The organism is Fulvivirga ulvae (assembly GCF_021389975.1).
GTDB classification, from domain to species: Bacteria; Bacteroidota; Bacteroidia; order Cytophagales; family Cyclobacteriaceae; genus Fulvivirga; species Fulvivirga ulvae.
On record NZ_CP089981.1, the window covers coordinates 5182564 to 5207171 of the forward strand.

Consider the following 24608-nt stretch of genomic DNA (forward strand, 5'->3'; position numbering starts at 1 on the left):
TATCGGCAAAAAAGGTTTATCATATCATGAAATCAAAAGAATTAACTTTCTTTTTGGATAAAATGTTATGTGTCAAAGATAAAATAGGTGTAATATTTATTTAAATTTGTTATTGAAAAACAGTAATTTACAAAGATTTTGAGCAGTTTAAATACAACCATACGAGTTTTGCTTATGACAGCAACATATTGTTGTGTGTCATTGTATGCATGGGCTCAATCTCCGGCTTTTACAAGTGTACCTGTAGAAACTGGCACTTTTGATGCACTCTATACCTATGATATTACTACAAGTGGCCAGGTAATTATTTCACGTGAGATATTACTTACCTCTGGTACTTTTCCGGATGGCATTACCCTGACTGATAACGGTGATGGGACTGCGCTAATGGAAGGTACACCCACTGAAACGGGTAGTTTTCCCATCGAATTAACCGTGCGTGAGACCCTTTTTCCTATAAATAATGATGTTCAGGCTTTCACACTGACTATTGATAAAGCTGCCGCAACGGTTACCTTAGGCACGACCAGTGTAGTATACAGCGGCTCCCCTCAATCAGCCACCGCAGCAACCACACCGCCCGGGCTGACAGTTGATTTCACCTATGACGAATCCAGCTCGCCGCCGACAGAGGTAGGGACCTATGTTTTGGAAGCCACTATCAATGATGAGAACTATGAAGGGTCAGCCAGTGGCACCTTTGAGATCACCAAAGCACCGGCAACGGTTACGTTGGGTACAACCAGCGTGATATACAACGGCTCCCCTCAATCAGCCACCGCAACAACTACACCACCCGGGTTGACAGTTGATTTCACCTATGACGGATCCAGCTCGCCGCCGACAGAGGTAGGGACCTATGTTTTGGAAGCCACAATCAATGATGAGAACTATGAAGGGTCAGCCAGTGGCACCTTTGAGATCACCAAAGCACCGGCAACGGTTACGTTGGGTACAACCAGCGTGGTATACAACGGTTCCCCTCAATCAGCCACCGCAGCAACCACACCGCCCGGGCTGACAGTTGATTTCACCTATGACGGATCCAACTCGCCGCTGACAGAGGTAGGAAGCTATGCTTTGGAAGCCACAATCAATGATGAGAACTATGAAGGGTCAGCCAGTGGTACCTTTGAGATCACCAAAGCACCGGCAACGGTTACGTTGGGTACAACCAGCGTGGTATACAACGGCTCCCCGCAGTCGGCCACCGCCACGACCACACCAACCGGGTTGGCTGTTGATTTCACCTATAACGGATCCAGCTCGCCGCCGACAGAGGTAGGAAGCTATGCTTTGGAAGCCACAATCATTGATGGGAATTATGAAGGATCGGCCAGCGGTACTTTTGAAATTACAAAGGCAAACGCTACCATAACTCTTGGTACGACCAGTGTGGTTTATAATGGTTCAGGACAGTCGGCAACAGCTACTACCAGTCCGGCGGATCTGGATTTGATCTTCACTTATGACGGTTCAACCAGCTTGCCGGTAAATGCGGGCACATATGCCCTTGAAGTAACTATAGATGATCCGGATTATGAAGGGTCAGTCAGTGGCACCTTTGAGATTACCAAAGCGCCGGCAACTGTTACTTTGGGCACTACCAGCGTAGCATACAATGGTTCCCCTCAATCCGCAACAGCCACAACAAGTCCATCTGGTCTTACAGTTAACTTCACCTACGACGGATCGGCTTCACCACCTACCAGTGTTGGTACCTATGCATTATTGGCCACTATTAATGATGCTAACTATGAAGGTTCGGCTTCTGGCACATTTGAAATTACCAAGGCTAATGCCGCTGTCTCATTTACTTCATTAAGCGCTGTGTTTGACGGAACTCCTAAAATGGCAGCAGTTACGACAACCCCGTCAGGGCTCTCTGTTTCGTTTACCTACAATGGTTCGCCTACTCCACCTACGAATGCCGGTAGTTATAATGTAGTTGCTACAGTGGCTGATCCTAATTACACGGGGTCAGCAAGCGATGTGTTTGTGATTCAGAAGGGAACGGCCACCATTACTTTTGGTAGCCTGGCGTTTATATATGATGGTACAGCTAAAAGTGCAACTGCGACAACCAGTCCTTCAGGACTTGCGGTAAATTTCACCTATAACGGTTCTTTGACGGCTCCTGTTAATGCGGGAAGCTATGTAGTGCAGGCTACAGTGAACACACCAAATTATTCAGGGTTGGCAACCAATACACTTACTATCAGTAAGGCCGCTGCTTCTATAACTATTTCAAACCTTAATCAAAACTATGACGGGAGCCCTAAACCTGTAACGGTCACGACCGTACCTTCAGGGTTAACGACCATTGTTACCTATAATGGTTCCACAGCGGTACCTTCGGCCTCGGGTTCTTATGCGGTACAGGTTACAATCAATGAAACAAATTACAGCGGGTCTGCTTCAAATACCTTGAAAATAAATGCACCTCCAACTACGTCGGGCATTGCAGATGTGCCTGTAAATGAAGATGCTGCAAATTATTTTATTAATCTGCGAAATTCGTTTAATGATGCGGAAGATGGAAGTTTGTTAACTTATTCCATTGTTGCTAATACTAACCCTTCTCTATTTGCTGATCTGTTTATAACCTCTTCAGGTGGGGTAAGGAGGCTTACTATCGATTTTGCTCCTGATAAATACGGAGATGCTGATATCACGATAAGAGCGACCGATAGTGGCGGGCTCTGGGTAGAGGATCAGTTTCATGTAAGCGTAGCCTCTGTGCAGGATATACCCAAAATAATTTCTGATCCTGTAAATGGTATTCTACAAGGGGAAAACTACTATTATGAAGTGATTGCTACTGATGCTGATGAAGCAGATGTCTTAACTTATACTAATGTATTTAAACCGGCATGGCTCACTTTTACTGATAATGGAGGTGGCATAGCGGAGCTGTCGGGCGTTGCCGCTGTTTCTGATATAGGTGATCATTTTGTTTCATTGGAGGTAAGTGACAATAATGGAAATAAACACACTCAGAACTTTACAATAAGTGTAGCAGCTTCTAATGAGCAACCGGTCTTTACATCAACGCCGGTTACGTCCGTAGCAGAAGATGCACCATATACTTATAATATCACTACGACCGACCCCGACAATAACAACAGAACTATAACTGCTCCAACATTGCCTTCATGGCTAACTTTTACCGATCACGGAAACGGAACAGCTACACTTCAAGGAACACCGAGTAATTCAAATGTAGGTAGCCATGCAGTATTGTTAAGAGTAACAGATATTTTCGGAATTTCCTCAGATCAATCATTCAGTATTGCCGTTTCCAACACTAATGATGCTCCTGAGTTTACCTCTTCGCCGGTGATATCCGCAAAGCAAAGTGTAACTTATACTTATAGCATCACTACCACTGATGTAGATGCAGGTGATAGCAGGTCTATTGTATCGACAACCACATTGCCTGCATGGCTTAGTCTTACTGATAATGGCAATGGATCTGCAACTTTGACGGGAGTCCATCCTGTAAGCGAGACTAACAATTTAACTTATCCCATTAACCTGAAGGTACAGGATACAGGCGGTGCCAGTGATACACAGTCCTTTACGATTACAGTTCAGTATGAAAATAACCCGCCAACTTTAGACCCTATTGCAGATCTTAGCCCTGTGAATGAAGATGCCGGTGCTGTCACGGTTCCGCTGAGTGGTATAACTGCCGGTACGGGTGAGAGCCAACAGCTAACAGTATCTGCCGTTTCTGACAATACTGACCTTATTAATAATTTCACCATTAATTATACAAGCCCGGAGCCTGCCGGCTCTTTGGTTTTTCAGCCTGTAGCAGATGCTTATGGCAGTGCCACCGTTACGGTAACCGTTCAGGATGATGGTGCAGCAGTGAAAAACAGTATAGTGCGTACATTTTTAGTAACTGTGAACCCGATAAATGATAAGCCGGTGTTTACCAGTAGTGTCTCAGATATTCGGGTAATTGTAGGAGAAGAGTATGTCTATAACATCACCACCTATGATGCGGATGCTGGTGATGTGCTTGCCATAACTGGTGACATTGCTGCTCCATGGCTATCCCTCTCTGATACCGGAGATGGTACCGCAGTGTTGTCCGGTACAGTGCCGTCTGATGCAACAGGCGATTTTCTGGTGACATTAACAGTGACCGATATGCTTGGAGAGTTTTCAACCCAGTCTTATACTATAGGTATTAACAGATTGCCGGTCGTCAGCGATGTTGGTATTACGGTTAATGAGGATGAAGGCTATTCATTAGGAGTTAGTGATTTTAGCACTGGCTATCAGGATCCGGATGGTGACAATATTGATAGAATCAGGATTGAAACTTTGCCCAGTCTGATGGGCAGTTTTGAATGGAAAGGGACGGCGCTGAAGCCAGGTGATGAGGTGCAGGTTGCGGGAGGCAATATTAGTGGCTTGATTTATACCGGGCCTAAAGATCAAAGTGGACAAACCACATTTAACTGGAGTGCTTACGACGGCTATAATTGGTCGCAACAATCTGCCAAAGCCACTATTAATATTGTTTCTGTAAATGACGTACCATTCCTTACCCATGCAGATGATACCCTTTACTATAGTCAGGGAGATGCGGCCCGATCGATAACTGAGACTTTAATTATAAACGATGTTGACAATGCTGATATGGCGGGTGCCACCATTAAGATTGAAACAGGTTATGTCAACGGAGAAGATGTGCTGCTTTACGATAATACATTAAATGCCAATATCACTGGTAGTTTTGAAGCCTCACAGGGAGTATTGACTCTTAGCGGTGCGGATAAGAGGTCTGCGTATGAAGATGCCCTGGCGAACGTACAATATCGAAATACGGTGTTGGGTGTTACAGATGTTTTAAACAAAAGCGTTTCCGTAACGGTAAGTGATGGCATTGAGACAAGTAATAAAATAATCAGGCAAATTAAAATTGCCGAAGTACTACCTGAAGTGAAAATTTTTAGTGCTTTTACGCCCAATGAGGATGGTTCGAACGATACCTGGTATTTCGACAATCTGGGTTTTTACTCGGTAATAAAGATATCGGTTTTTGACGAAAAAGGTATAAAGGTATTTAATTGTTCTACAAATGATTGTCAATGGGACGGTACGTATAATGGCAAACCATTGGCGGCGGGTCCTTACTTTTATACTATAGATCTTAATAATGGCAAACGTAAGTATAAGGGTACAGTAACTATATTTAAATAGGCTGAAACACAATGGGTTTTCTTCTTTTGTGATCGTTAAAACTTTTGATTATTTCAGTTGTTTGTGAAGAGTAGTGATTGTGATTGACAACGCTGCATCTGAAATATTAAAGATAACGTTCACAGTGAAGCCCAATATTTTATATAGATCTTTTTTGATTATCACCTTTACCAGTATTTATGCTTTATTGGCTGCGCAACCTGAATTTACCAGTACTCCGGTAGAGGAAGGAAAGCTGGATGAAAATTATGAATATAACATTACTACAAGTGACTGGTGGTTCTTTACGAGAGAGATAATACTATCAGGTGGTACTTTGCCTGGCGGAATAGAATTAAAGGATAATGGTGATGGTACAGCAGAGCTGGAGGGGAAACCAAATGAGGCAGGAACTTTTCCTATAGAGATAATGGTGAGAAGAGTTTACGATAATACCCAATATTCGGTGCAGTCCTTCACCCTGACTATTCATAAAAAAGAGGGAACGATAACCCTTCATGACCTCAACGTCACTTATAACGGGGCGCCTTACATTCCGGGAGTAACAACTTCTCCTTCAGGGCTGGTTGTGGATCTTACCTATAATGGTTCAGCCACTACACCTGTAAATGCAGGTTCATATACAGTGGAAGCTACCATTAATGACCCCCAATATGAGGGTAATACCTCGGGAATACTCACTATTGCAAAGGCTCATGCCACTGTTCAGCTGGCTGATATTTCACCTATTTATAATGGAAGTCCCAGACAGGCATCTGCGACGACCATACCAAACGGACTGGCAGTTGATTTTTTGTATGATGGCGAGCCCATAGCTCCCACCAACGCGGGTATTTATGAATTGATGGCTGTTATCAGTGATCTCAATTATACAGGCAGTGCTACCGGCACTTTTACTATTCAGAAAAAAGAAGCAGTGGTAACGCTGTCAAACTTGATTGCGGCCTACGATGGTTCCGCTAAACCAGTGACCGTAACCACCGATCCGGCGGGATTAAACGTAAGGGTGACTTATAATGGTACAGTGTCTCCGCCAGTGGATAAAGGGACCTATGCAGTGGAAGCTGAGGTTCGTGAACAGAATTATTTTGGAGAAGTCAGAGCTACATTGGTAATCAATGATAATGGCGATGACGGAGGTGATGGCACAGGAGGACGACCAGTGATCAGTAATCTGGAGAGCGAGCCTATACTTTACCGTCAGGGCGACCCGGGAATAGCAGTGAGTCAAACATTGATCATTAATGATTTTGATGATACAGAAATGGAAGGAGCAACTGTAATGATTGACGTTAACTATTTCCCTGATGAAGATATGCTGCTGTATAATAATAAAGAAAATAAAAACATTACCGCTGACTTTGACCAAGAGCACGGCTTACTTACTTTAACGGGGACAGATACAAGGTCCAACTATGAAATAGCGCTGTCAAAGGTACATTATAAGAACAGGATTTTAGGGGAAACAAATACTGTCAAAAAACGCGTTTCCATAACTGTAGATGACGGATCATACAAGAGTAGTCCGGTTTCAAGAGATATAAATATTTATGTACTCCCCGAACTTGACATAGTAAATGCTTTTACTCCAAATGGAGATAATGTAAATGATTATTGGAATTTTGTAAATTTGGAACTTTATTCGGTAATCTCAATTTCGATATTTGATTACAACGGGACAGAGGTTTTTAGGTGTCAGGGAGAAGATTGTGTATGGGATGGTAGGTATAATGGTAAACTACTTCCTGCCGGGGCCTATTTTTATACCATTGACCTGGATAACGGAAAGAGAAAATACCGTGGTACGGTGACATTATTAAGATGATTAGCAAAACACAACAAATCGGTTTGTTGCTTTCTTTAGGGTTAATTTTTCTTAGCCTAAAGGGGTATTGCCAACAGCAGGCTTTTACACAGTATTATTTAAACCTACCTTCGGTAAACCCCGGATATACCGGAATGGAGCCTTTCCTTGATGTCAAGAGTGCTTTTCGGCAAAGATGGAATGGTTTTGAAGATAAAAATAACTCCATATACCTGAGCGGCTATGCTTCACTGGGGCGAACGTCTCCAACTGTTTTCAAAAACAATTCCCTGAGAATAAGCAATCCTGAAGCTTATGATAAAGTAGCTAATTCCAACTCTCTGAAACGGATGCACGGGGTAGGAGGTATGGTTACCTCTCAGACTGTTGGGCCTTTCAAGTCTATGTCCGCGAACCTTAATTATGCTTATCACTTGCCCTTATCTCGTAGTACAAGCTTATCAATGGGTACAAGGGTGAGGTATATAAACTATGATATTAACCTTAATGGCTACACCTTCAGAGAAGAGAGCGACCCGTTTATTGATATGCTCAGAGATTCAAATGGAGGAAAGCAACAACAGTTTGTTGGGGATTTCGGAATGACTCTCTACAGTGACAAATTTTATGTGGGATTTTCATCATCTAATTTAATTTCAGAATCCCTGGGAGAAGGAGAGTTGCTACAACTGGCCTCGGACATTTCGTATCATGCGACCATTGGTGTACAACTTGACCTAAGTCCGGTAATTGATATTTATCCCGGGGCGCGGGTGAGTCATAGTGACCTTTATGGGGTTACCTGGGAGGCCAATACCCGTGTAAGGTATGATGAAATGATCTATGTAGGGCTGACATATGAAAATGATGTAAAAGCTGCAGTACTTTTTGGTTTGACTTTTGAGAACAAGTATAGTATTAACTATTCCTATGACTATTATCTTAACGATCTAAGAGAATTTACTACCGGTAATCATGAATTTACGCTGGGAATAGCCATTTTTAATAAATATTCTACTCCTGCAAGGCTATGGTAAAGCCTGGGGTATAGGATTAATCAAAAGACTAAATGCATAATCAGAGTATAATTTTAATATTCACTATTTTATTACTGGCAGGAATAGCTGTTACAGGTCAGGCCCAGGATCTGGAGTTTGCAGAGCCTGCTAAGCTTGGCAGTGCGATTAATTCTGACTCCGAGGAGGTAAACCCGATCTTGTCACACGACGGCCTGAAACTTTATTTTGTAAGGGCACTGCACAATGGAAATACGGGAGGGAAGTATGCGGGTATGGATATATGGATGTCCGAAAGAAAAGATGGCAATGAATGGGGCGAGGCTACTAACAATATAGGCCTTTTGAATAATAAAGATAATAATGCAGTAATTGGAGTAAAGCATGATAACGAGGTGCTTTACCTTTTGAATACATACAATAATCACCGGGGCATAGCTTTTACCAAAAACTATAATGGTAAATGGACCACTCCTGAAGTTATTGACATCCCGGGTATCAACCGGGACGACTTTGTAGGCTTTTATATGAGTCCGACATATGATGTTTTACTCATATCAATGAAGGGGGATAAATCCCAGGTAAATGAAGACCTTTATGTAAGTTTAAAGAATATGGGGGGCTATTGGAGCAAACCTGTCAGCCTTGGTACCACCATTAATACATCGGGATTTGAAATATCGCCGTACTTATCTGACGATAAAAAGAGACTGTATTTTGCCAGTAACGGACATGGAGGCTATGGGGATGCTGACATTTTTGTGTCAGAACGTTTATATGACAGCTGGACAGTGTGGAGCAAGCCCAGAAATCTGGGAAGCAAAATAAATAGCCCAGGATTTGATGCCTACCTTAGCATCGGCCCTGATTCCATTGTAATGTTTTCAAGTAACAGAGACGGAACCCTGTCTGATATATACCAGACTAGGGTGGTTGGTGTTGAAAAAAATACCCAGGCGGCACTTAAGGAAAGTCTTATAGAGGAAGCCAGAAAAATATTAGCTGATCTGAGAAACGAGGGGTCTAAGCGGGAGCACTTTATAGCCTTTGATAAACAGTCTGCTGACATTCCTGAAAGCCAGAAGACAAAATTGTCTGATGTGGTAAAAGATTTGAATTATCAGCGCTACTCTCGGATAAATTTGCTCAGTTTTGCAGACGAAAATGAAAAAGTCGAGGTTAACAATAAAAGATTGGATAAAATTGTAAATTATTTGAAGCTTTCTGGAATTAATGAGGATAAGATAAGTGTTACTAGTTCTGGGAAGTTGTATGGTGCTGAATCAGGTGGCACCGTTGACGAAAAACAGCAAGGTGTTTTAATTATAATCTCGAATCCACCAAACTAATTGCGGATAAAGAAATGAACATTTATTATCTCATAAATTTAATAAAGAAGCGGTTGTGGCTTCTGATTATCATTCCGATAATAGGAGCCACTGTGGCCTTTATCGTCATGTCGAGCCTGCCCAAAAGTTATAGATCCAGTTCACAACTGGCAACAGGTTTCACAACAGACGAATCGGTGAAACTAACAGATGAGAAGTTTAACATGGGTAAAACCGCCCAGGATTTCAATAACCTCATTGAGCAAATAAACTCGGAGTTAGTTGTTACTCTTGTCTCATATAATCTCATTATTCATGACCTTACTTCGGAAACTCCATTTAGAACGGTGGATTATTCCGAAAATGAGGATATTAAACGCCCTACCCCTGAGCAAAAGCAAGAATGGGTCAAGCTGTATAAGGAGAAACTAAAATCAATGCAATTGTTATCTGCCTTTGATCCTGTGGAGGTAAAATTGCTTGAACAGCTGAAGTTGTACAGATACAACTCATTCTGGTTAAAGGAAAGTGGGTTAAATATTCACCGTGTTAAAAATTCAGACTTCATCTCTATCGAATTTACCTCCGAAAACCCGTTGCTATCGGCTTATGTGGTAAATACTTTGAGTGATGAATTCATTCGTTACAACAGAAACCTGAAATCTTCTTTGTCGGATGAATCCGTTTCGCTGCTGGCTAAATTGGTCGAAGAGAAAAAAGCTGTCCTTGACGAACATACAGCCAGGCTAAATGACTTCAAAAGCAATAACCAGGTGCTTAATCAGCAATTAGAAAGTGACCTGAAGATAAATCAGATCATGGAGTATGAAGTGAAGAAGCGGGAAGAAGAGGGTAGCATTAAGGCATTAAGGCTTTCCATTATCCAAACTAAAAATAAGCTGGACAGAGCAAGCAATAAAAATGGGAGAAACAATGCCAAGGTACTTCAGCTACGCGATAGGATTAATAAGCTCAATCAACTTTATATTGATGGAGGGTCACAAGACGCTGAGCTGGAGAGTACAATTACGCAGTTGAGAGAGGAAATGCAGGCGGAAATGACCAAGTTAGGTACAGAGGCTACCTTGCTTGATGAAGCCGCACTGCAGGAGGAACTGGACAGCTACGAATTGCAACTTGATATTGCGGAGTCAAACCTGGCAAGCATTAACAATACACTGGCGAGGCTCAGGTCTCAGATCTCATCTCACAACACCAAAGAGTCTACGCTTGAAGGCCTTACCAAGGAAGTTGAACTCGCAACCAAGGAGTATAACCAGGCACTGGATAAATATAACGAGTATAAAAATCGTTCGTTAGTTTTAGGGAGCTCTATAAGGATTGTAAAGGAAGGCCAGCCTGCTCTCGAACCAGAGTCTTCACATACGCTGATCATCACCGCATTGGCAGGTTTTAGCAGCTTTGCTCTTTGTGTAGTCTTTATTGTTTTGATGGAGTTTGTTGACTTTAGGATTAAGACCAGTGATAATTTCCGGAAAGTAACCAAGCTTCAGCTGGCTGGAACAGTAAACAGAATCGCTACCAAAAACCTGAAACTAACAGATATATTCAATGAAAACAGTCATCATCCGGACCTGGTCGTGTTTAAACAATTGCTCAGAAAAATCAGGTTTGAACTTGAAGGTTCAGGAGCACATTCGGTATTGGTGACCAGCACAAAAATGGGAGAGGGTAAGACCTTCTTTATCCTCTGCCTGGCTTACTCGCTGAGCCTTATTAAGAAAAAAATACTTATTATCGATACCAACTTTAAAAATAACGGACTTACCAAGCAATTGCTGGTAAAGCCTAATTTTCATAAAATGCTGGAAGAAGGTGATAAGCGCAGAAAGAACTACCTGATCAATGCGCCGAATTTTGAAGAGGCTCCTATAGATGAAGAGCAAGAGGATCAGGATTTTACAAGGAAAATAATTTATCCTACCGGACATAGGAATATCGATATTATTGGTAGCAACCCGTCAACAAACTCCCCGATGGAAATACTGGCAGGACGTGACTTTAAGAAAATGATCAAAACTTTTCAACAGAGCTACGATTATATCTTAATGGAAGGAGCGGCCCTCAATGATTTCCCTGATACAAAAGAGCTTGTTGAGTATGTCGATGTTGTTTTACCTGTATTTTCGGCAGAGTCTACTATAAAACAACAGGATAAAGAGTCCATCAGCTACCTGAAGTCATTGAACGGACGTTTGATGGGAGCGGTGCTCAATAAAGTGGAAAATGAAAATCTGAAAATTTAAAACAACTTCCACCGAATGATTAAAGGTAGAGATATTGTTGTAATAGGCATACAACCGTGGGACATATCAATAGGTAGTAACTGCAAGAACCTGGCTGAAGAATTTGCAAAAAACAACAGGGTGCTTTACGTCAATGAGCCACTCAACAGAATTACCAGCATACGCGACAAGCATACCGACGAAGTCAGGAAAAGGCAGGATATCATTAAAGGAAAGCAGGAAGGGATGGTTCAGGTATCGGACAGCCTTTGGACACTCTATCCCAAGAGAATGATAGAAAGTATTAACTGGGTCCCTAAGTCTTCGCTCTATACCTTTTTAAATAAACGCAACAATAAGATATTCTACGAAGAGATAAGACAAGCTCTGGACGAATTATCTTTTGAAAACATCATCCTGTTTAATGACAGTCTCATGTTTTTAGGCTTCTATGCCACCGAGATGCTATTGCCTGACCTGTCCATTTATTACATCCGTGATAACCTGGTTTCGCAGGATTATTTTGCCAGGCATGGTCTGGAAATGGAGCCTGAGTTGGCCGGTAAGTATGATGCTGTAGTGGGTAACTCTGATTATCTGGTCAATTACCTTAAAAAACATAATGAACATTCGTACATGGTTGGGCAGGGGTGCGATTTTTCATTGTTTGACAGGAATAAAATTACCCGTAAGCCTGAAGATATCAGGAGCATACCGGGACCTGTCATAGGTTATCTGGGTTTCCTTACCAGCATGCGGCTTGATATTGCATTAATGGAGCATTTGGCGGAAACGATGAAGGAGGGAAGCCTGGTGCTGGTGGGGCCTGAAGATGAGGATTTTAAACAGTCCCGCCTGCATGATATGGACAATGTTTATTTCCTGGGAAACAAGCAGTCGCACGAACTACCTGAATATATAGGAGCATTTGATGTTGCCATTAACCCTCAGGCTGTAAATGATCTTACAATCGGTAACTATCCCAGGAAAGTGGATGAATATCTGGCCATGGGGAAACCAGTAGTGGCAACATATACCGAAGCAATGATCTATTTTGAAAACCATGTTTATTTGAGCAAAAGTGCTGATGAATTTGTACTATTGGTCGAAAAGGCCATAGCTGAAAACAATGATAGTGTGGCTACCGAGAGAATAGCCTTTGCCAAATCGCATACCTGGGAAAATAATGCAGAAAATATTTACAGAGTAATGGAGCAAATATTAGATGAGAAAAATATAAACGCTTCCCCTGAATTAAAGCCATAGATTACATTTTCATATTCACTGCTGCCAACATCAGGCTGCTATTTTAGCCAATGGCTCAGATCACGGCCAATAAGATCCTGCAGCTTAACTATATCTTCTGCGTAGATATCCCTGGTAATTTTTTTATGTAGATCAATGTCAAGCTTGGGTTGCTCTAAATTTCTGTTTTTGAGGTTGTTAACCATTTTTTGCAGCCAAATGTTATCCTTTACCTTATTATAAAGTGGCGCTGGAGTCATCTTTTTTACTGCTTTCTTAAAAATACTGTTGTGCCCAAGGGTCCGGTCATAAAATTTGTTTTTAATAAAGCCTGACTTATTGTATTTAACCGAATCGTTGATAGCCTCTAAAGGCCTGACTCCGATAAATTCAAAAAGGTCCGTCATAAGGGCATTAGAGTCCTTTTTCAGGTCTTCATTTAAATAAACCCGTATGTTTTCTTTGGGGAATAGACTATAATACCTTAAGAGATTTTCGTAGTAGAAACCTTCCCTGACCAAATCATTTCTTACCCACCAGATGGAATTGCGGTCCAGTACATCTTCAAAGTGCGGAGAGGGTAGTTCATTTTCACGGGCCAGGTGCAGATACCTTGAATACAGTCGCTCTGTTGGTTGCCTTAGTATTGCAATCAGTTTTACATTCGGTATATAATCTTTGATTGTCTCGGCCGTTCCTTTAATTACAAGATAAGTATTCGATGTTTCGCCAATTACCTGATTTGGTTGAGCAGCTTTGAATAATGTTAAATAATCTTCTATTTTTGTAATAGATGTATGATAATGTGCTAAAGCGTCCTTATCCAGTGTTGAAATATCAATTCTGTCATAGGAGAAAAAGTCCGGTTCTTTTACCGGGCTCATAAAAACATCAGGGTGCTGTTTTAAATAATTATCAAGCGAAGTTGTGCCGGATTTTCCGGCGCCAATGATTAAGAAGTCAGGTAACTTTTCCACTAATGATTGATTTTATTCAAAACTAGTTATTCTTACTGTTGTTATACTCATAATTAAACCAAATACTGAGTAACAAGTTTATAAGATAATGAAATTCACATATATAGGTACATTTCTATTAGTTGGTTCAACAGTATTGCTGGGGCTTAATTTTGATAAAACATACCAGTCTGCAAAAAACGAGGAAATTATTCTAAACAATAACACCTCGCTTCAGAAAAATACATTCGATACTTTTTTAGGCATCAACTCAGTCAGGGAGCAGGATGGTTCAAAGATCAAAGATCAATATCAGGTGGCTAAGTACCATCGGATATTTGGCATGGACAGTCATGTGTTTACCGGCGAAGAAATAGTTACCGAATGGAAAGGTAAAAGGTGCAGGGTCGACCGTAGTATTCCTCATGATGCATACCCAAATGACAAAATAGGGTTTAATCCGGCAAAGGGAGCAGGAGGCTTTGATTTTGACGCATTTCTTCAGACCATGAAAGAAAGTGGGCTGAAGTCCATACCGGTTCTTGCCAGAAACCTGTTATATACCAATGTACCGAAGGATAGTATGATCAATGTGTGGCAAATCCCGTGGGATGAGGGAGGAAATCCTGAAAACCCTATGGATTATAAAGCTTATGCATCCTTTTTGTACCAGTTTGCAGCCAGGTATGGTAAAAATAAGCTGATTAGTGAAGGAGGAACTATAGATCCGAAGCTACTGAAGCTGGCATCCAATAATGAGATTAAAGCAGGTCTTGACCTGGTTTTTGCTATTGAACCGGGTAATGAAATGGATAAGGACTGGTTCAGCGACAGGGAAAGGGCCACCCCAAAAATTTTAGCTGCCTTTTTATCAGCTGCGATTGATGGTCATATGGGGCAAATGGGAGAAGGCCATGGGATACTCAATGCTGACCCGTCCATGCAAATTGCATTTCCGAGCCCCATTGATATCAAATCTGATTACGTGCTCAACGTGTTAGAGGAACTAAAGATCCTTCGCGGGGATGCAGGGAAACATGGCAAACAGGTTATACCAGAGGATAACCTCATTTTGACCGCCCATGCATATCCATTTAAAAATGGTAGCCAAACAGGTGCTGAAACGAGTGATATTGTAGAAAATACGGAGATGATATCCAAATCAAAAGATTTTGTGGAAGCACTTAGGTCCAAATATTCATGTCCGATATACCTGACAGAAACCGGTTATGACAAGGTGGTGGGAGATGTAAGCCCAATAGGTACCCCGACTACCAATGTCGATAGCATGGACTCTCACGAAATCAGTACTTTTGCCCAGGCTAAGCACATTACAAGGCTCTTAATGTCTATGTACGGTGCGGGTTATGATAAAACATTTCTTTTTACTTTAAAAGACCCTGTTGCCATTGAAGCGTGGGGGTTCCGCCAAAAGTTTAGCACTTCGGGGTTAATAAGAAAAAACGGGGACAAGGATCTGGCATGGCACGTAGTTAATTTTTTAGGCAATAAACTGGCCGGATATAAACTTGAATATGCCTATTTCAAAGGTCCTTTAAGCGTAATGAAGTTAAACAATGGAGATAAAGTAGCATTTATGTATTGGATGGGTACCAATAATAACAGTACCACCAAAGTGAACTTACCATTGAAAAAAAGTTATAGCTCCGTTTCAGAGTTTGCCCTTGAAAATTTTGACAATGGATTTAAGGCCAACTGCCTTGACGCAAAGAAAAATGTCAATATAGAAGTTACGGAGTTCCCCCGGCTCATCATTCTTGAGCCTTGATCCCTAATAATTTTGATATCGCTGGAATAAGTAAATCAAAGCATTAGCTTTGTAGTTTAAATTATAGTTATAAGACGTACAAATATGATCAAATCGTTGTCGGCAACTGCTAAGAAACTATTTGGTAGCAAGCTATATAATGATATAAGAGCAAATTACCTGTTCAGAGACTTAGATAGTCCGTATCCGTTGTATCCGGATACTCCATTTAATATGGATTGGAGCAGTCTTTCAGCTGCGGGACCCCAGTCAGGAGCTAATGTTGCTGAGGTTAAAGCTGCTTATATAGTTTCGCCGACCCAACGTAGCGGAACCAACTTTCTCAGCCATATGCTAGACAAACACCCGGAGCTCGAGTTTCTCTCAGGAGCCGATCTGCCCGACGAGCAGTGTCTTTATACCTACTCTGAACATTTAAAGCAGTATGCCTACAAAACAGTAAGCACATGGAATAAATGGATCGATGGAGGGGAGCCGGTACTTCAGGAGCATGCGCGCGCATTAATGGGGGCTATGGGTAACGGTGTGCTTCAGTACTTTGCTCGTTTTGCAAAACCCGGCAGTACGTTACTTTTCAAGACACCTGATGCCGGTCATCTGGATAATTTCTTCCATCTTTTTCCACAATGCAAGGTCATTATTCTTTACAGAGATGGCCGCGATACCATAGAGTCGTTCTCAAAATCGTGGGGAGGGAAGGGTGCTTTCAGAAAAATGTGTGAGCGTTGGTCAAAAAGAGTGGATACTATATTTGAGTTTGAAGCTATGGCCGGTAAGGCAGGATATAGTGACAGGATCATTACAACCAGGTATGATTATCTCAACGATAGTGCCAGGGAAGAATTGCCCAAAATACTGAAATTCCTTAACGTAGATGTAGATAAGTACCCATGGGACCAGATTGATGAAATACCCGTTTTAGGATCGTCGAGCTACAAAGGAGACCAGGGTGAAGTGCACTGGAAGCCAGTGGAAAAGGATGAAAAATTCAAGCCGACCCAAAAGTGGCTATCCTGGGATAAAAGTAAAAAAGATATATTTAAGAAGGCAGCAGGAGACAATCTTGTAAAGCTTAGTTTTGCCGAAAACAATGACTGGTAGGGGGCATGTTAAATAAGCTTACAAAGTCGTATTGGTTCAAATCGGGCTCTCTTACGCTACTCAACCGTATTTCCATAACCTTATTCGGGTTGTTGAATTTCTTCTTTCTGATTCGGATACTAAGCCCGAACGATTTTGGTATATGGGTAATATTTCTGTCTATTACAGGGCTTTCCGAGTCCATTAGAAATGCATTTATTTATAACCCATTACTGAGGTACCTGAACTCGGAGGATGAGGAAAACCATAAGCACATTATCAGTGCTTCTCTTTCACTGAACCTTCTGGCAGCATTTATCATTTCTGTAGTGTTTGTAACACTGGCATATACGGTTAACTACTTTTTTGAAGCCCCTGCATTAAAAGAGATGCTTCTGGTCAGTATTATTTCAGTATTTGGGTTTACCTTGTTCGCGCATTTTACATTTCTGCAGCAGGCTAACCTCAGGTTTGGCGGCACGGTGATCAGTACATTCTTTCAAAAACTGGTACTGATGGTATTTATTCTGTACGCCTTTATATCCGGGTATGAGCCGAGCCTGTTCGAGCTGGCTCTATACTTCAGCATTGGGTATGTACTTAGTTCATTTTTAGCTTATTGGTTTGCCCGAAGGGAAAGCACTTTTACTTTCGGGTTTGACAAGGCTTGGATCAGCAGGCTATTTCATTACGGAAAATACACGCTGGGTACTAATATAAGTACTATGCTTAATAAAAATACCAAGGAGTGGTTTTTAGGAGGAATGATCGGCCCGGCGTCTGTTGCGGTATTCTCACCGGCAGTTAAAATTACCAACTTATTTGAGATACCTCTTGCAGCCATTGCTTCTGTATTTTACCCTGAAATGATAAACCGGGTGAGAAAGGAAGGTATGCCTGCAGCCAAGTATTTATACGAAAGGTCAGTAGCCATTATTATGGTAGCCATTTTGCCCTGTGTGGTAATTATCTTCATTCTTGCCAAGCCGATTGTACTGATCATTGCAGGTCCCAAGTATCCGGAAGCAGTACCGGTATTGCAGGTCATGGTTCTATATGGGATTTTTGAACCTTTTCAGCGCCAGTTTGGCGTTACACTAAATGCTATCGGGAAAGCGCACATCAATTTTTACTTTATAATTGTTAGTTCTGCTGTTGGTATTTTGATCACCTGGTTATCCATCAAATATTACGGCATTATGGGTGCTGCTTATGGCACCATACTTACCTACGGACTGGGTGCTGCTTTTATTCAATACATTTTATACAGACAAATCGATGTAAAAACTTTGAATATTTTTAAATTCAGCATTCAGGTAATACAGCAGGGCTGGCATACGGTGGTTAAAACTATTCGGAATAAAAGTTTAAAGAATGGATGAGGTAGAAGAGGAAGAAAAGGAAAAGAAAGTAAGCACTTTGATTTACAGAGGTATCGTGATATCTTTTATTGTAATAGTATATCTCTTTATCTATATAAAACTCATGTTCTTTTAACAATGTGAAATAGTGATAATGGAAATTAATACAGTCAGATGAAGCAGTGGTTGTTCAACCGTATAATCGTTGAGAAGTTCAATAATGTTTTTGGATTTATTGTACTGACCTCTCTTTGTGTTTTATCTGCTTTTGCTATAGCCTTTATGGGCATTAAAGGTGGTGTAATCGTTTTGGCAGGCATTATTGGCATTCCGGTTACTTTATATAGCATTGCCAATAACAGATTCGGCTTTCTGATGATTATGGGCTTTTCTACTTTCATGTCATTTGTCAGTCGTATTACATCAGCGAATATTCCTTTTGGAGTAGGTATAGACCTTATTTTTACGCTGATGTTTGTCTGGATACTCCTGGAACAGATATTCTCCAGTGATCCCGGAAAATCTGATGACTTTTCACTTAAAAATCCGGTATCTATTGTTTTGTTCGTATGGACAGGGTACCTGTTACTACAGGCATTTAATCCTGCGGGTACACCGGCAGGGTGGATTTTTGGCCTCAGAAATATATTAAGAGTGGTCATCGTTTTTATTGTAGCGCAGCGTGTGTTTAACAGTCTTAAGGCTGTTCACCTCTTTGCCACATTTTTCATTTCGCTAGGCTTATTTGTGGCTATGTATGGTATTTACCAGGAGTTTGGTGGCTTACCTGGTTTTGACCTTAAATGGGCCACGGCAACTGATGAAAGGATAAACCTGCTATTTATCCAGGGGAAGTGGAGAAAGTGGTCTTTTTTATCTGACCCTGCTATTTTTGGTCTGTTTATGAGTTTTTGCAGTATAGTTTCATTTATGCTGGCATTGGGGCCTTTTAGCTGGCCAAAGAGGATCTATTTTACCGGTGCCGGTATGCTGATGCTGTTGGCAATGTTCTTTTCCGGTACCAGAACCGCATATGTTATGATTCCTGTCGCTGTTATTTTATATGTTTTACTCAATATTACCAAGGTCAAAACTTTAGTGTTTGCCTGCGTAAGTGTTATCCTCTTCTTAATTGTCTATTTTGGCCCGTTTTATAGCAAGCCTATAGTCAGGTTCCGTTCAGCATTTAATCCAACGGAAGACGCTTCTATGAATTTACGCGATTATAACCGTAACCGCATCCAGCCTTACATTCATGCACATCCTGTCGGCGGAGGATTAACAACCAGTGGTGTGTATGGGGAGAGGTTCTCGCCAAGTCACCCTTTAGCCGGCTTTCCTCCCGACAGTGGTTTTATGAAGACTTTATTGGAGGTAGGCTGGATAGGATTGTTTCTTGAGCTTACCATGTATGCTGTTATACTGGCCGTTGGAATTAACAATTACTATAACTCAAGAGATCCGATCATAAAGGCATATTATGCTGCTTATATTGTTTCTTTTTTTGCACTTACAATAGCACTTTATGCAAAAGAAAATATTGAACAATTTCCTCTTAACTTGATACTTTATGGTATTTTTGTTTTAATGTATAAAATGAAGCAATTTGATATTTATTTAGTTCAAAAAACTAATCGATCCCAATGAAAAAGTTAATCATCCTATTAATAGTACTACTGCCTCAACTAGTAAAGGCTCAAAACGTTGATTATAATGCTATTATATTACCCAGCAACGTTACTGATATCAGTTTTGAAGAAAAGCTGGTAAGATTGGCCTGGCAAAATAATCCTGCCACCAAGATTCTTGATTATCAGACTAATATTTCAAACATAGAGGTTAAGCAGGCACGTTGGAGCTGGCTCGATGACTGGAGGGTACAAGGTAACTTAAACGAATTTACAATAAATGAAAGTGCAGATGTTGGTGACAGAGCTCAGTTTTTTCCTAAATACAACGTGACGGGAATGATTAGACTAAGCTACTTCGTTGATATTCCTCTTGAAGTAAAGAAAAAGAAACAGGAAGTGTTGATTACAAAATCTAACATAAATATGCAGAAACTGGCCATAAGGGCTGAGGTGCTTACCCGATACCAAACCTACCTGATGAACCGTGAGCTGCTAAAAATACAAACGGAAATAGTAGAGGACCTTTATGCGTCATTGTCTCTTGCGGAACAACAGTTTAAAAATGGCGAAATAACTTTAAATGCTTACAACATACAGCAGGACAGATATAATAACCAAAGAGTGAAGCAAATAAACGCTCAGGGTGACTTTAATATCTCAAAAATTGCTGTTGAAGAAATGATTGGGATGAAACTTGAAGATGTTCAATAGCCCTTGACAGGATTTGAAAAAAAGCCGGTTTGAAGTATCAAACCGGCTTTTTTCCTTTCATAAAGAATGGGTTCATGGTTTTACGTACACTTCAATATATGCATCCTCAGGTATTCGTGGTGCTAAAAATTTATCTTCAAGCTTATAATGCTCTTGAAGACATTCCCTAACTGATGGAGGATAAAATCTGTTGAGCATAGGAATGACTTCAAATAAAACAAGGTCATACTCATGCAGGACTATTTTATTGCATACCAGGTCTACCTCTCTTTCAAAGAACGCCACATTTCGATGAAACCAAAGTGGTTGGTTTGAGCCGTGCTCCGGAGTGTAGCCTATTTCATAGGCCAGTTGAGTCAATTCAGACATATTAAGCACTTTCAAATCTTTCTTATCTTCCCAGGTATCTTTTAGCCGTTTTATCCCAGCAATTGTCTCTTCAGGCAAATAAACATTGTCAAACGACTTAAATGGTGTAGGCTTCCAGTCAGACCGGTCAGTGTCAGGCCCTTCAAATTCCTTTAGTTTCCAGGTTCTTTTTGTTACATAGTTGTAATTGACTTCCTGTTCTATTCCAAATACCCTTTGCATAATACGCTTGCCATATCGCCAGTAGTCATGAGACCATAGAAAAACTATTAATACAAGCAGGACTCCAAAAACCCATGTTTTTCTAAACTCAATACCTTTAAGTTGAGATACAATAAAAGCAAAAAAGAAGCTATGATAATAAAAATGAGCATTTGCGGGAATATAGGTAGTAACCTGAGCCAGTAATACCTGCACAATTAAAGCAAGAATAAATAGCGTAAAAAACAGTTGTGTTTTATTAGCAATTACAGACTTAATTCCTTCATTATTAACCTTATAAAGTAATAACAGTACTATTGCCCCCAGGTAAATCCTCAAGATAAGGGAGCCCTCATTGAACGTGTCATCCAAATAATCAAATAAAGCAATCCTTGAAGAGTGTGGAAGTTGCCCATAATTAAACCAATAGCTAAATTCGTATGACAAAAGGGGAGTAATGATCAGTATGGCGGTTGCGGCAAAAGAAAGTATAAAAGTTAAAGTTGTTTTAAACTCCCTCTCTATTAAATTGTTAATAACCAAAAGCGTCAGGGAAATGATTAATCCCAGGCCTCCAATGTCTTGTTTTGTAAATAAAGAAAGAAAAATGAAAATACCTGCGACTACCAGATTTATCACTGAATGTTTACCTTTTAAGAAAATACCTCTCAATAAAAAGGCCAACCCTACCAACTCATAGACAAATACAGTGTGGTTATACCAAGGCCAGAAATTCACAAAAACGTAAGAAAGGCAGAAGAAAATGATACCGAGTATCCTGATTGGAGTAGATACTTTGAAAGTCCTCATTATCGATATGAAAGCTATTATAGACAGGGCATTTAGAAATACCTGGGCTTTTATAAGTGATGACATAAATGGACCAAAGATCTTGAAGAATATGGCAGGCACAATCCAAAAACCATACCCAAGAGGCATACCAAAGTCACGAAATGGAAGCTGACCCAAATACATCCTGTAAGCTCCGTCCCATGCCAAATAGAGGTTTATTTTGTATGGAAATGTTATAAATAAGGGGATGCAACAGAAGATTAAAGCAACCGATACTTCAATGATATTCAATTCTCTGTCCTTCAAAAATGAATATTTAAACATTTGAATATTTTTTATAAAAAAATTAATTGATAACTTACAGCAAAATAATAAAACTAAGACTTTTGAAGCTAGCAAAGCCTGCAAATAAATTTATAATTTATTTAGCTTCTTTTCTTTTGCTTGAAGTGTTTTTTCTAACATTTTTTCCTGCCAACAGAACAGAAGTTGATGACGGCTATTGGTATGCTGCTGATATTCGTGACAGTGAATTTGTAAAGCTTTTCAATCCCAGATTTTTGTTGTTTTTACCGATTATAAAACTAGGCTACCAGGCGGTTTCTTTTGTTGGAATTAATATAGATGCATATAATTTTATGTGTATCGTTAGCATCATCTTCTCGGGGATGACGCTGATTCTACTTTATGATACGCTGTATAACCACCTCAAATTTCACCGGAAAAATGCCCTGATCATTACTGCCTTTGTGGCTATTTCTTATGAATATTGGAGGTATTCCGTAGAAGCCGAGGTATATGTGATGTCCATGTTTTTTATACTATTGGCACTGCGCATTTTTCTGAAATATAAATACATAAGAAAATTTGGTCATGTATTCACGCTGTGTATTCTGGCTTCGTTCACAACCTTACTGTATAAGCCTAATTTTATACCCCTTTTTGTGGTGTTTCCTCTCTTGTTTCTCTACTACAGGAAGATAAGCCATTTAATCGTTTACTATAGTATTAGTGCCATGCTGATTGTTGGCAGCTTTTACATTGTGTATACGCAACTTCCCCTGGGAGGGACATTTCCGGAATATCTGTTTGGAGGTACAAATCAGCCTATAGGTAATCCTGCCGCATCTGCACTTGTGATTGCCTCCAACATCATGTCCGTACTTTGGGTATTTAGCTTTGAAGAAGCCACCTCTTTCATAATCAACGGGTTCCCTCACAAAGTAATTGAAGAAGAGGTGTTTCTTGCTCAACAGGTAGGCAACATAAAATACTTTTTACTCTTGGTATTGACAGCATCTATAATATTGTTTGGATGGCTTGTGGGCAATGCTATTAAAGAAAGAAAAGCGTTTTCCATCTCGCGGTTCAGAATACTGCTGGTTTTGTTTTTATGGGTTTTGCTGTACGGAGGCTTCCTGATGGTAATGGACCCTACGTCAAATGAACCGTGGCTGATGCTTCAAATACCTATTATAATTTTATTTGGAGCTTTATTAATTGAACCTCTGAAGCCAAAGCAACAATGGGTAATCTACGGTTTTCTGCTGCTCATTTTTATAAATAACTCTCTGGGAGGCATGAATTTGTTAAAAGATAACAGATACGACTTTTACTTGCAGAAGTCGAAATGGCTTATATCCAATACTACAGATAAAGATTATATTATTTCCTACGGCCCCGTTTCCTTTATAAGATATATGCGGTACCATACTGAGGCCGAAGTCATAAACCTGGAAGAGGAGCGCGAATCAGCTATAAATTTATTGCAAAATGCAGACAGGTTAAACGGAGGAAAGGTATATCTTTCGGAAAATATCTTTCACCCGCCACGTGCCATTCTCTATAGGTCCCGGTTCGATGTGGGGCAGCTATTCGATATTTACGAGAATAAGGGATATAGGTCTGAGCTTGTGTGGGGCAGGGAGAAAGAAGAACAATTCACTACATATAAATTAATAATGCATAATTAATGGGGAAAGTTGGCGATGTAATAAGGCTTATTCGAGTTAAGCAATGGGTCAAAAATGTTTTTCTGTTTATTCCGATTTTTTTTGCGGGGGAGATATTTAATGTCAATAAACTATTGATGGTCTTAACGGGGTTCGGCATATACTGTATGTGTGCAAGTGCTGTTTATATCCTTAATGACATTAAAGATGTTGACCTGGACAGAATACACCCTGAAAAATCCAAGCGGCCATTGGCCTCGGGGGCGATCAGTCTGGTTACGGCTTACTTCCTCTATGCCATATTTCTGGTTTCCAGTTTGGTATTAAGTTTTACTATCGATGTTAATTTCTTCGTCATTATAGTAGCTTATATGCTGATTAATGTGGCTTATAGCCTGGGATTGAAAAAGATATCTATCCTTGATCTCATGCTGGTTTCCATAGGCTTTGTGCTCAGGGTAGTGGCAGGTGGAGTAGTAGCAGATGTGCCTTTGTCTCACTGGCTGATAATTATGACTTTTCTTTTATCATTATTCATTGTATTGGCTAAACGTAGAGACGATCTGGTAGAGTTTAAGAACTCGGGCAAAGTACTGAGAGCATCAAGCCAGCATTATAACCTTGATTATATTCACTCAATCCTCACTATGCTCTCTGCCATTCTTATAACAGCGTATATTACATACACACTCTCAGATGATATTCAACAGCAGTTTCATACTGATGATCTGTATCTGACAAGTATATTTGTAATTGCGGGGGTCATGCGTTATATACAGATCACTATGGTAGAGAATAACAGTGGCTTTCCCACCAGCATATTGTATAAGGACAGGTTTATACACTTTACCCTTGTAGGTTGGCTTTTGAGCTTTTACCTGATCATATATGTTATAAAAGTTTAAGT

General features: G+C 40.5%; 16 protein-coding genes. 14 read left to right on the top strand and 2 right to left on the bottom strand.

Annotation, left to right across the window (positions count from 1 at the left end):
- The first annotated feature begins 174 nt into the window (after window positions 1-174).
- From LVD17_RS21920 to LVD17_RS21945, 6 genes are all read left to right on the top strand, one after another.
- Window positions 175-5220, top strand: a complete 5046-nt coding sequence (locus LVD17_RS21920) for an MBG domain-containing protein (RefSeq protein ID WP_233761317.1) — start codon at window positions 175-177, stop codon at window positions 5218-5220.
- A gap of 154 nt (window positions 5221-5374) precedes the next feature.
- Window positions 5375-7045, top strand: a complete 1671-nt coding sequence (locus tag LVD17_RS21925) for an MBG domain-containing protein (protein ID WP_233761319.1) — start codon at window positions 5375-5377, stop codon at window positions 7043-7045.
- Entirely contained in the window at window positions 7042-8061 is a 1020-nt protein-coding gene (locus tag LVD17_RS21930; protein WP_233761321.1) for a PorP/SprF family type IX secretion system membrane protein, read from the top strand. The genes LVD17_RS21925 and LVD17_RS21930 overlap by 4 nt, the downstream gene beginning before the upstream one ends.
- Window positions 8062-8093: 32 nt before the next feature.
- Entirely contained in the window at window positions 8094-9389 is a 1296-nt protein-coding gene (locus LVD17_RS21935; RefSeq protein ID WP_233761323.1) for an OmpA family protein, read from the top strand.
- A 14-nt stretch (window positions 9390-9403) separates the two neighbouring features.
- Window positions 9404-11635, top strand: coding sequence for an exopolysaccharide transport family protein (locus LVD17_RS21940; protein WP_233761325.1), 2232 nt, complete (start codon window positions 9404-9406; stop codon window positions 11633-11635).
- Window positions 11636-11650: 15 nt separating this feature from the next.
- On the top strand, window positions 11651-12880 hold the full coding sequence (locus LVD17_RS21945; protein WP_233761327.1) for a glycosyltransferase: 1230 nt from the start codon (window positions 11651-11653) through the stop codon (window positions 12878-12880).
- Between the two features lie 38 nt (window positions 12881-12918).
- Here the strand turns inward: LVD17_RS21945 and LVD17_RS21950 are convergent, their stop codons facing one another.
- Window positions 12919-13836 carry a sulfotransferase family protein gene (locus tag LVD17_RS21950; protein ID WP_233761329.1) on the bottom strand — a complete coding sequence of 306 codons (918 nt, stop codon included), beginning with the start codon at window positions 13834-13836 and terminating at the stop codon, window positions 12919-12921.
- 88 nt (window positions 13837-13924) lie between these two features.
- Here LVD17_RS21950 and LVD17_RS21955 point away from each other — a divergent pair, with 88 nt between their 5' ends.
- From LVD17_RS21955 to LVD17_RS21975, 6 genes are all read left to right on the top strand, one after another.
- Complete coding sequence (locus LVD17_RS21955) at window positions 13925-15604, top strand: hypothetical protein (protein WP_233761332.1); 1680 nt, start codon at window positions 13925-13927, stop codon at window positions 15602-15604.
- An 84-nt stretch (window positions 15605-15688) separates the two neighbouring features.
- Window positions 15689-16705 (top strand): sulfotransferase family protein, encoded by a 1017-nt coding sequence (locus LVD17_RS21960; protein ID WP_233761334.1) that lies wholly within the window; start codon window positions 15689-15691, stop codon window positions 16703-16705.
- Between the two features lie 5 nt (window positions 16706-16710).
- Window positions 16711-18066: a flippase gene (locus LVD17_RS21965; RefSeq protein ID WP_233761336.1), complete on the top strand. Its 1356-nt coding sequence runs from the start codon at window positions 16711-16713 to the stop codon at window positions 18064-18066.
- Window positions 18059-18181, top strand: coding sequence for a hypothetical protein (locus LVD17_RS28530; protein ID WP_255702513.1), 123 nt, complete (start codon window positions 18059-18061; stop codon window positions 18179-18181). Before LVD17_RS21965 ends, LVD17_RS28530 begins: the two co-directional genes overlap by 8 nt.
- A gap of 38 nt (window positions 18182-18219) precedes the next feature.
- Window positions 18220-19692, top strand: coding sequence for an O-antigen ligase family protein (locus LVD17_RS21970; protein WP_233761337.1), 1473 nt, complete (start codon window positions 18220-18222; stop codon window positions 19690-19692).
- On the top strand, window positions 19689-20387 hold the full coding sequence (locus LVD17_RS21975; protein ID WP_233761339.1) for a TolC family protein: 699 nt from the start codon (window positions 19689-19691) through the stop codon (window positions 20385-20387). Before LVD17_RS21970 ends, LVD17_RS21975 begins: the two co-directional genes overlap by 4 nt.
- 72 nt (window positions 20388-20459) lie before the next feature.
- On the opposite strand, the gene LVD17_RS21980 is transcribed toward LVD17_RS21975, so the two are convergent.
- The gene (locus tag LVD17_RS21980; protein ID WP_233761341.1) at window positions 20460-22073 is read right to left on the bottom strand and encodes a hypothetical protein; all 1614 of its coding nucleotides are present in this window, start codon (window positions 22071-22073) and stop codon (window positions 20460-20462) included.
- Window positions 22074-22135: 62 nt separating this feature from the next.
- On the opposite strand from LVD17_RS21980, the gene LVD17_RS21985 reads away from it, so the two are divergent.
- Together LVD17_RS21985 and LVD17_RS21990 are read left to right on the top strand one after the other, a co-directional pair.
- Window positions 22136-23722 (top strand): glycosyltransferase family protein, encoded by a 1587-nt coding sequence (locus LVD17_RS21985; protein WP_233761343.1) that lies wholly within the window; start codon window positions 22136-22138, stop codon window positions 23720-23722.
- The gene (locus LVD17_RS21990) at window positions 23722-24606 is read left to right on the top strand and encodes a decaprenyl-phosphate phosphoribosyltransferase (RefSeq protein ID WP_233761345.1); all 885 of its coding nucleotides are present in this window, start codon (window positions 23722-23724) and stop codon (window positions 24604-24606) included. Before LVD17_RS21985 ends, LVD17_RS21990 begins: the two co-directional genes overlap by 1 nt.
- Window positions 24607-24608 lie beyond the last annotated feature (2 nt).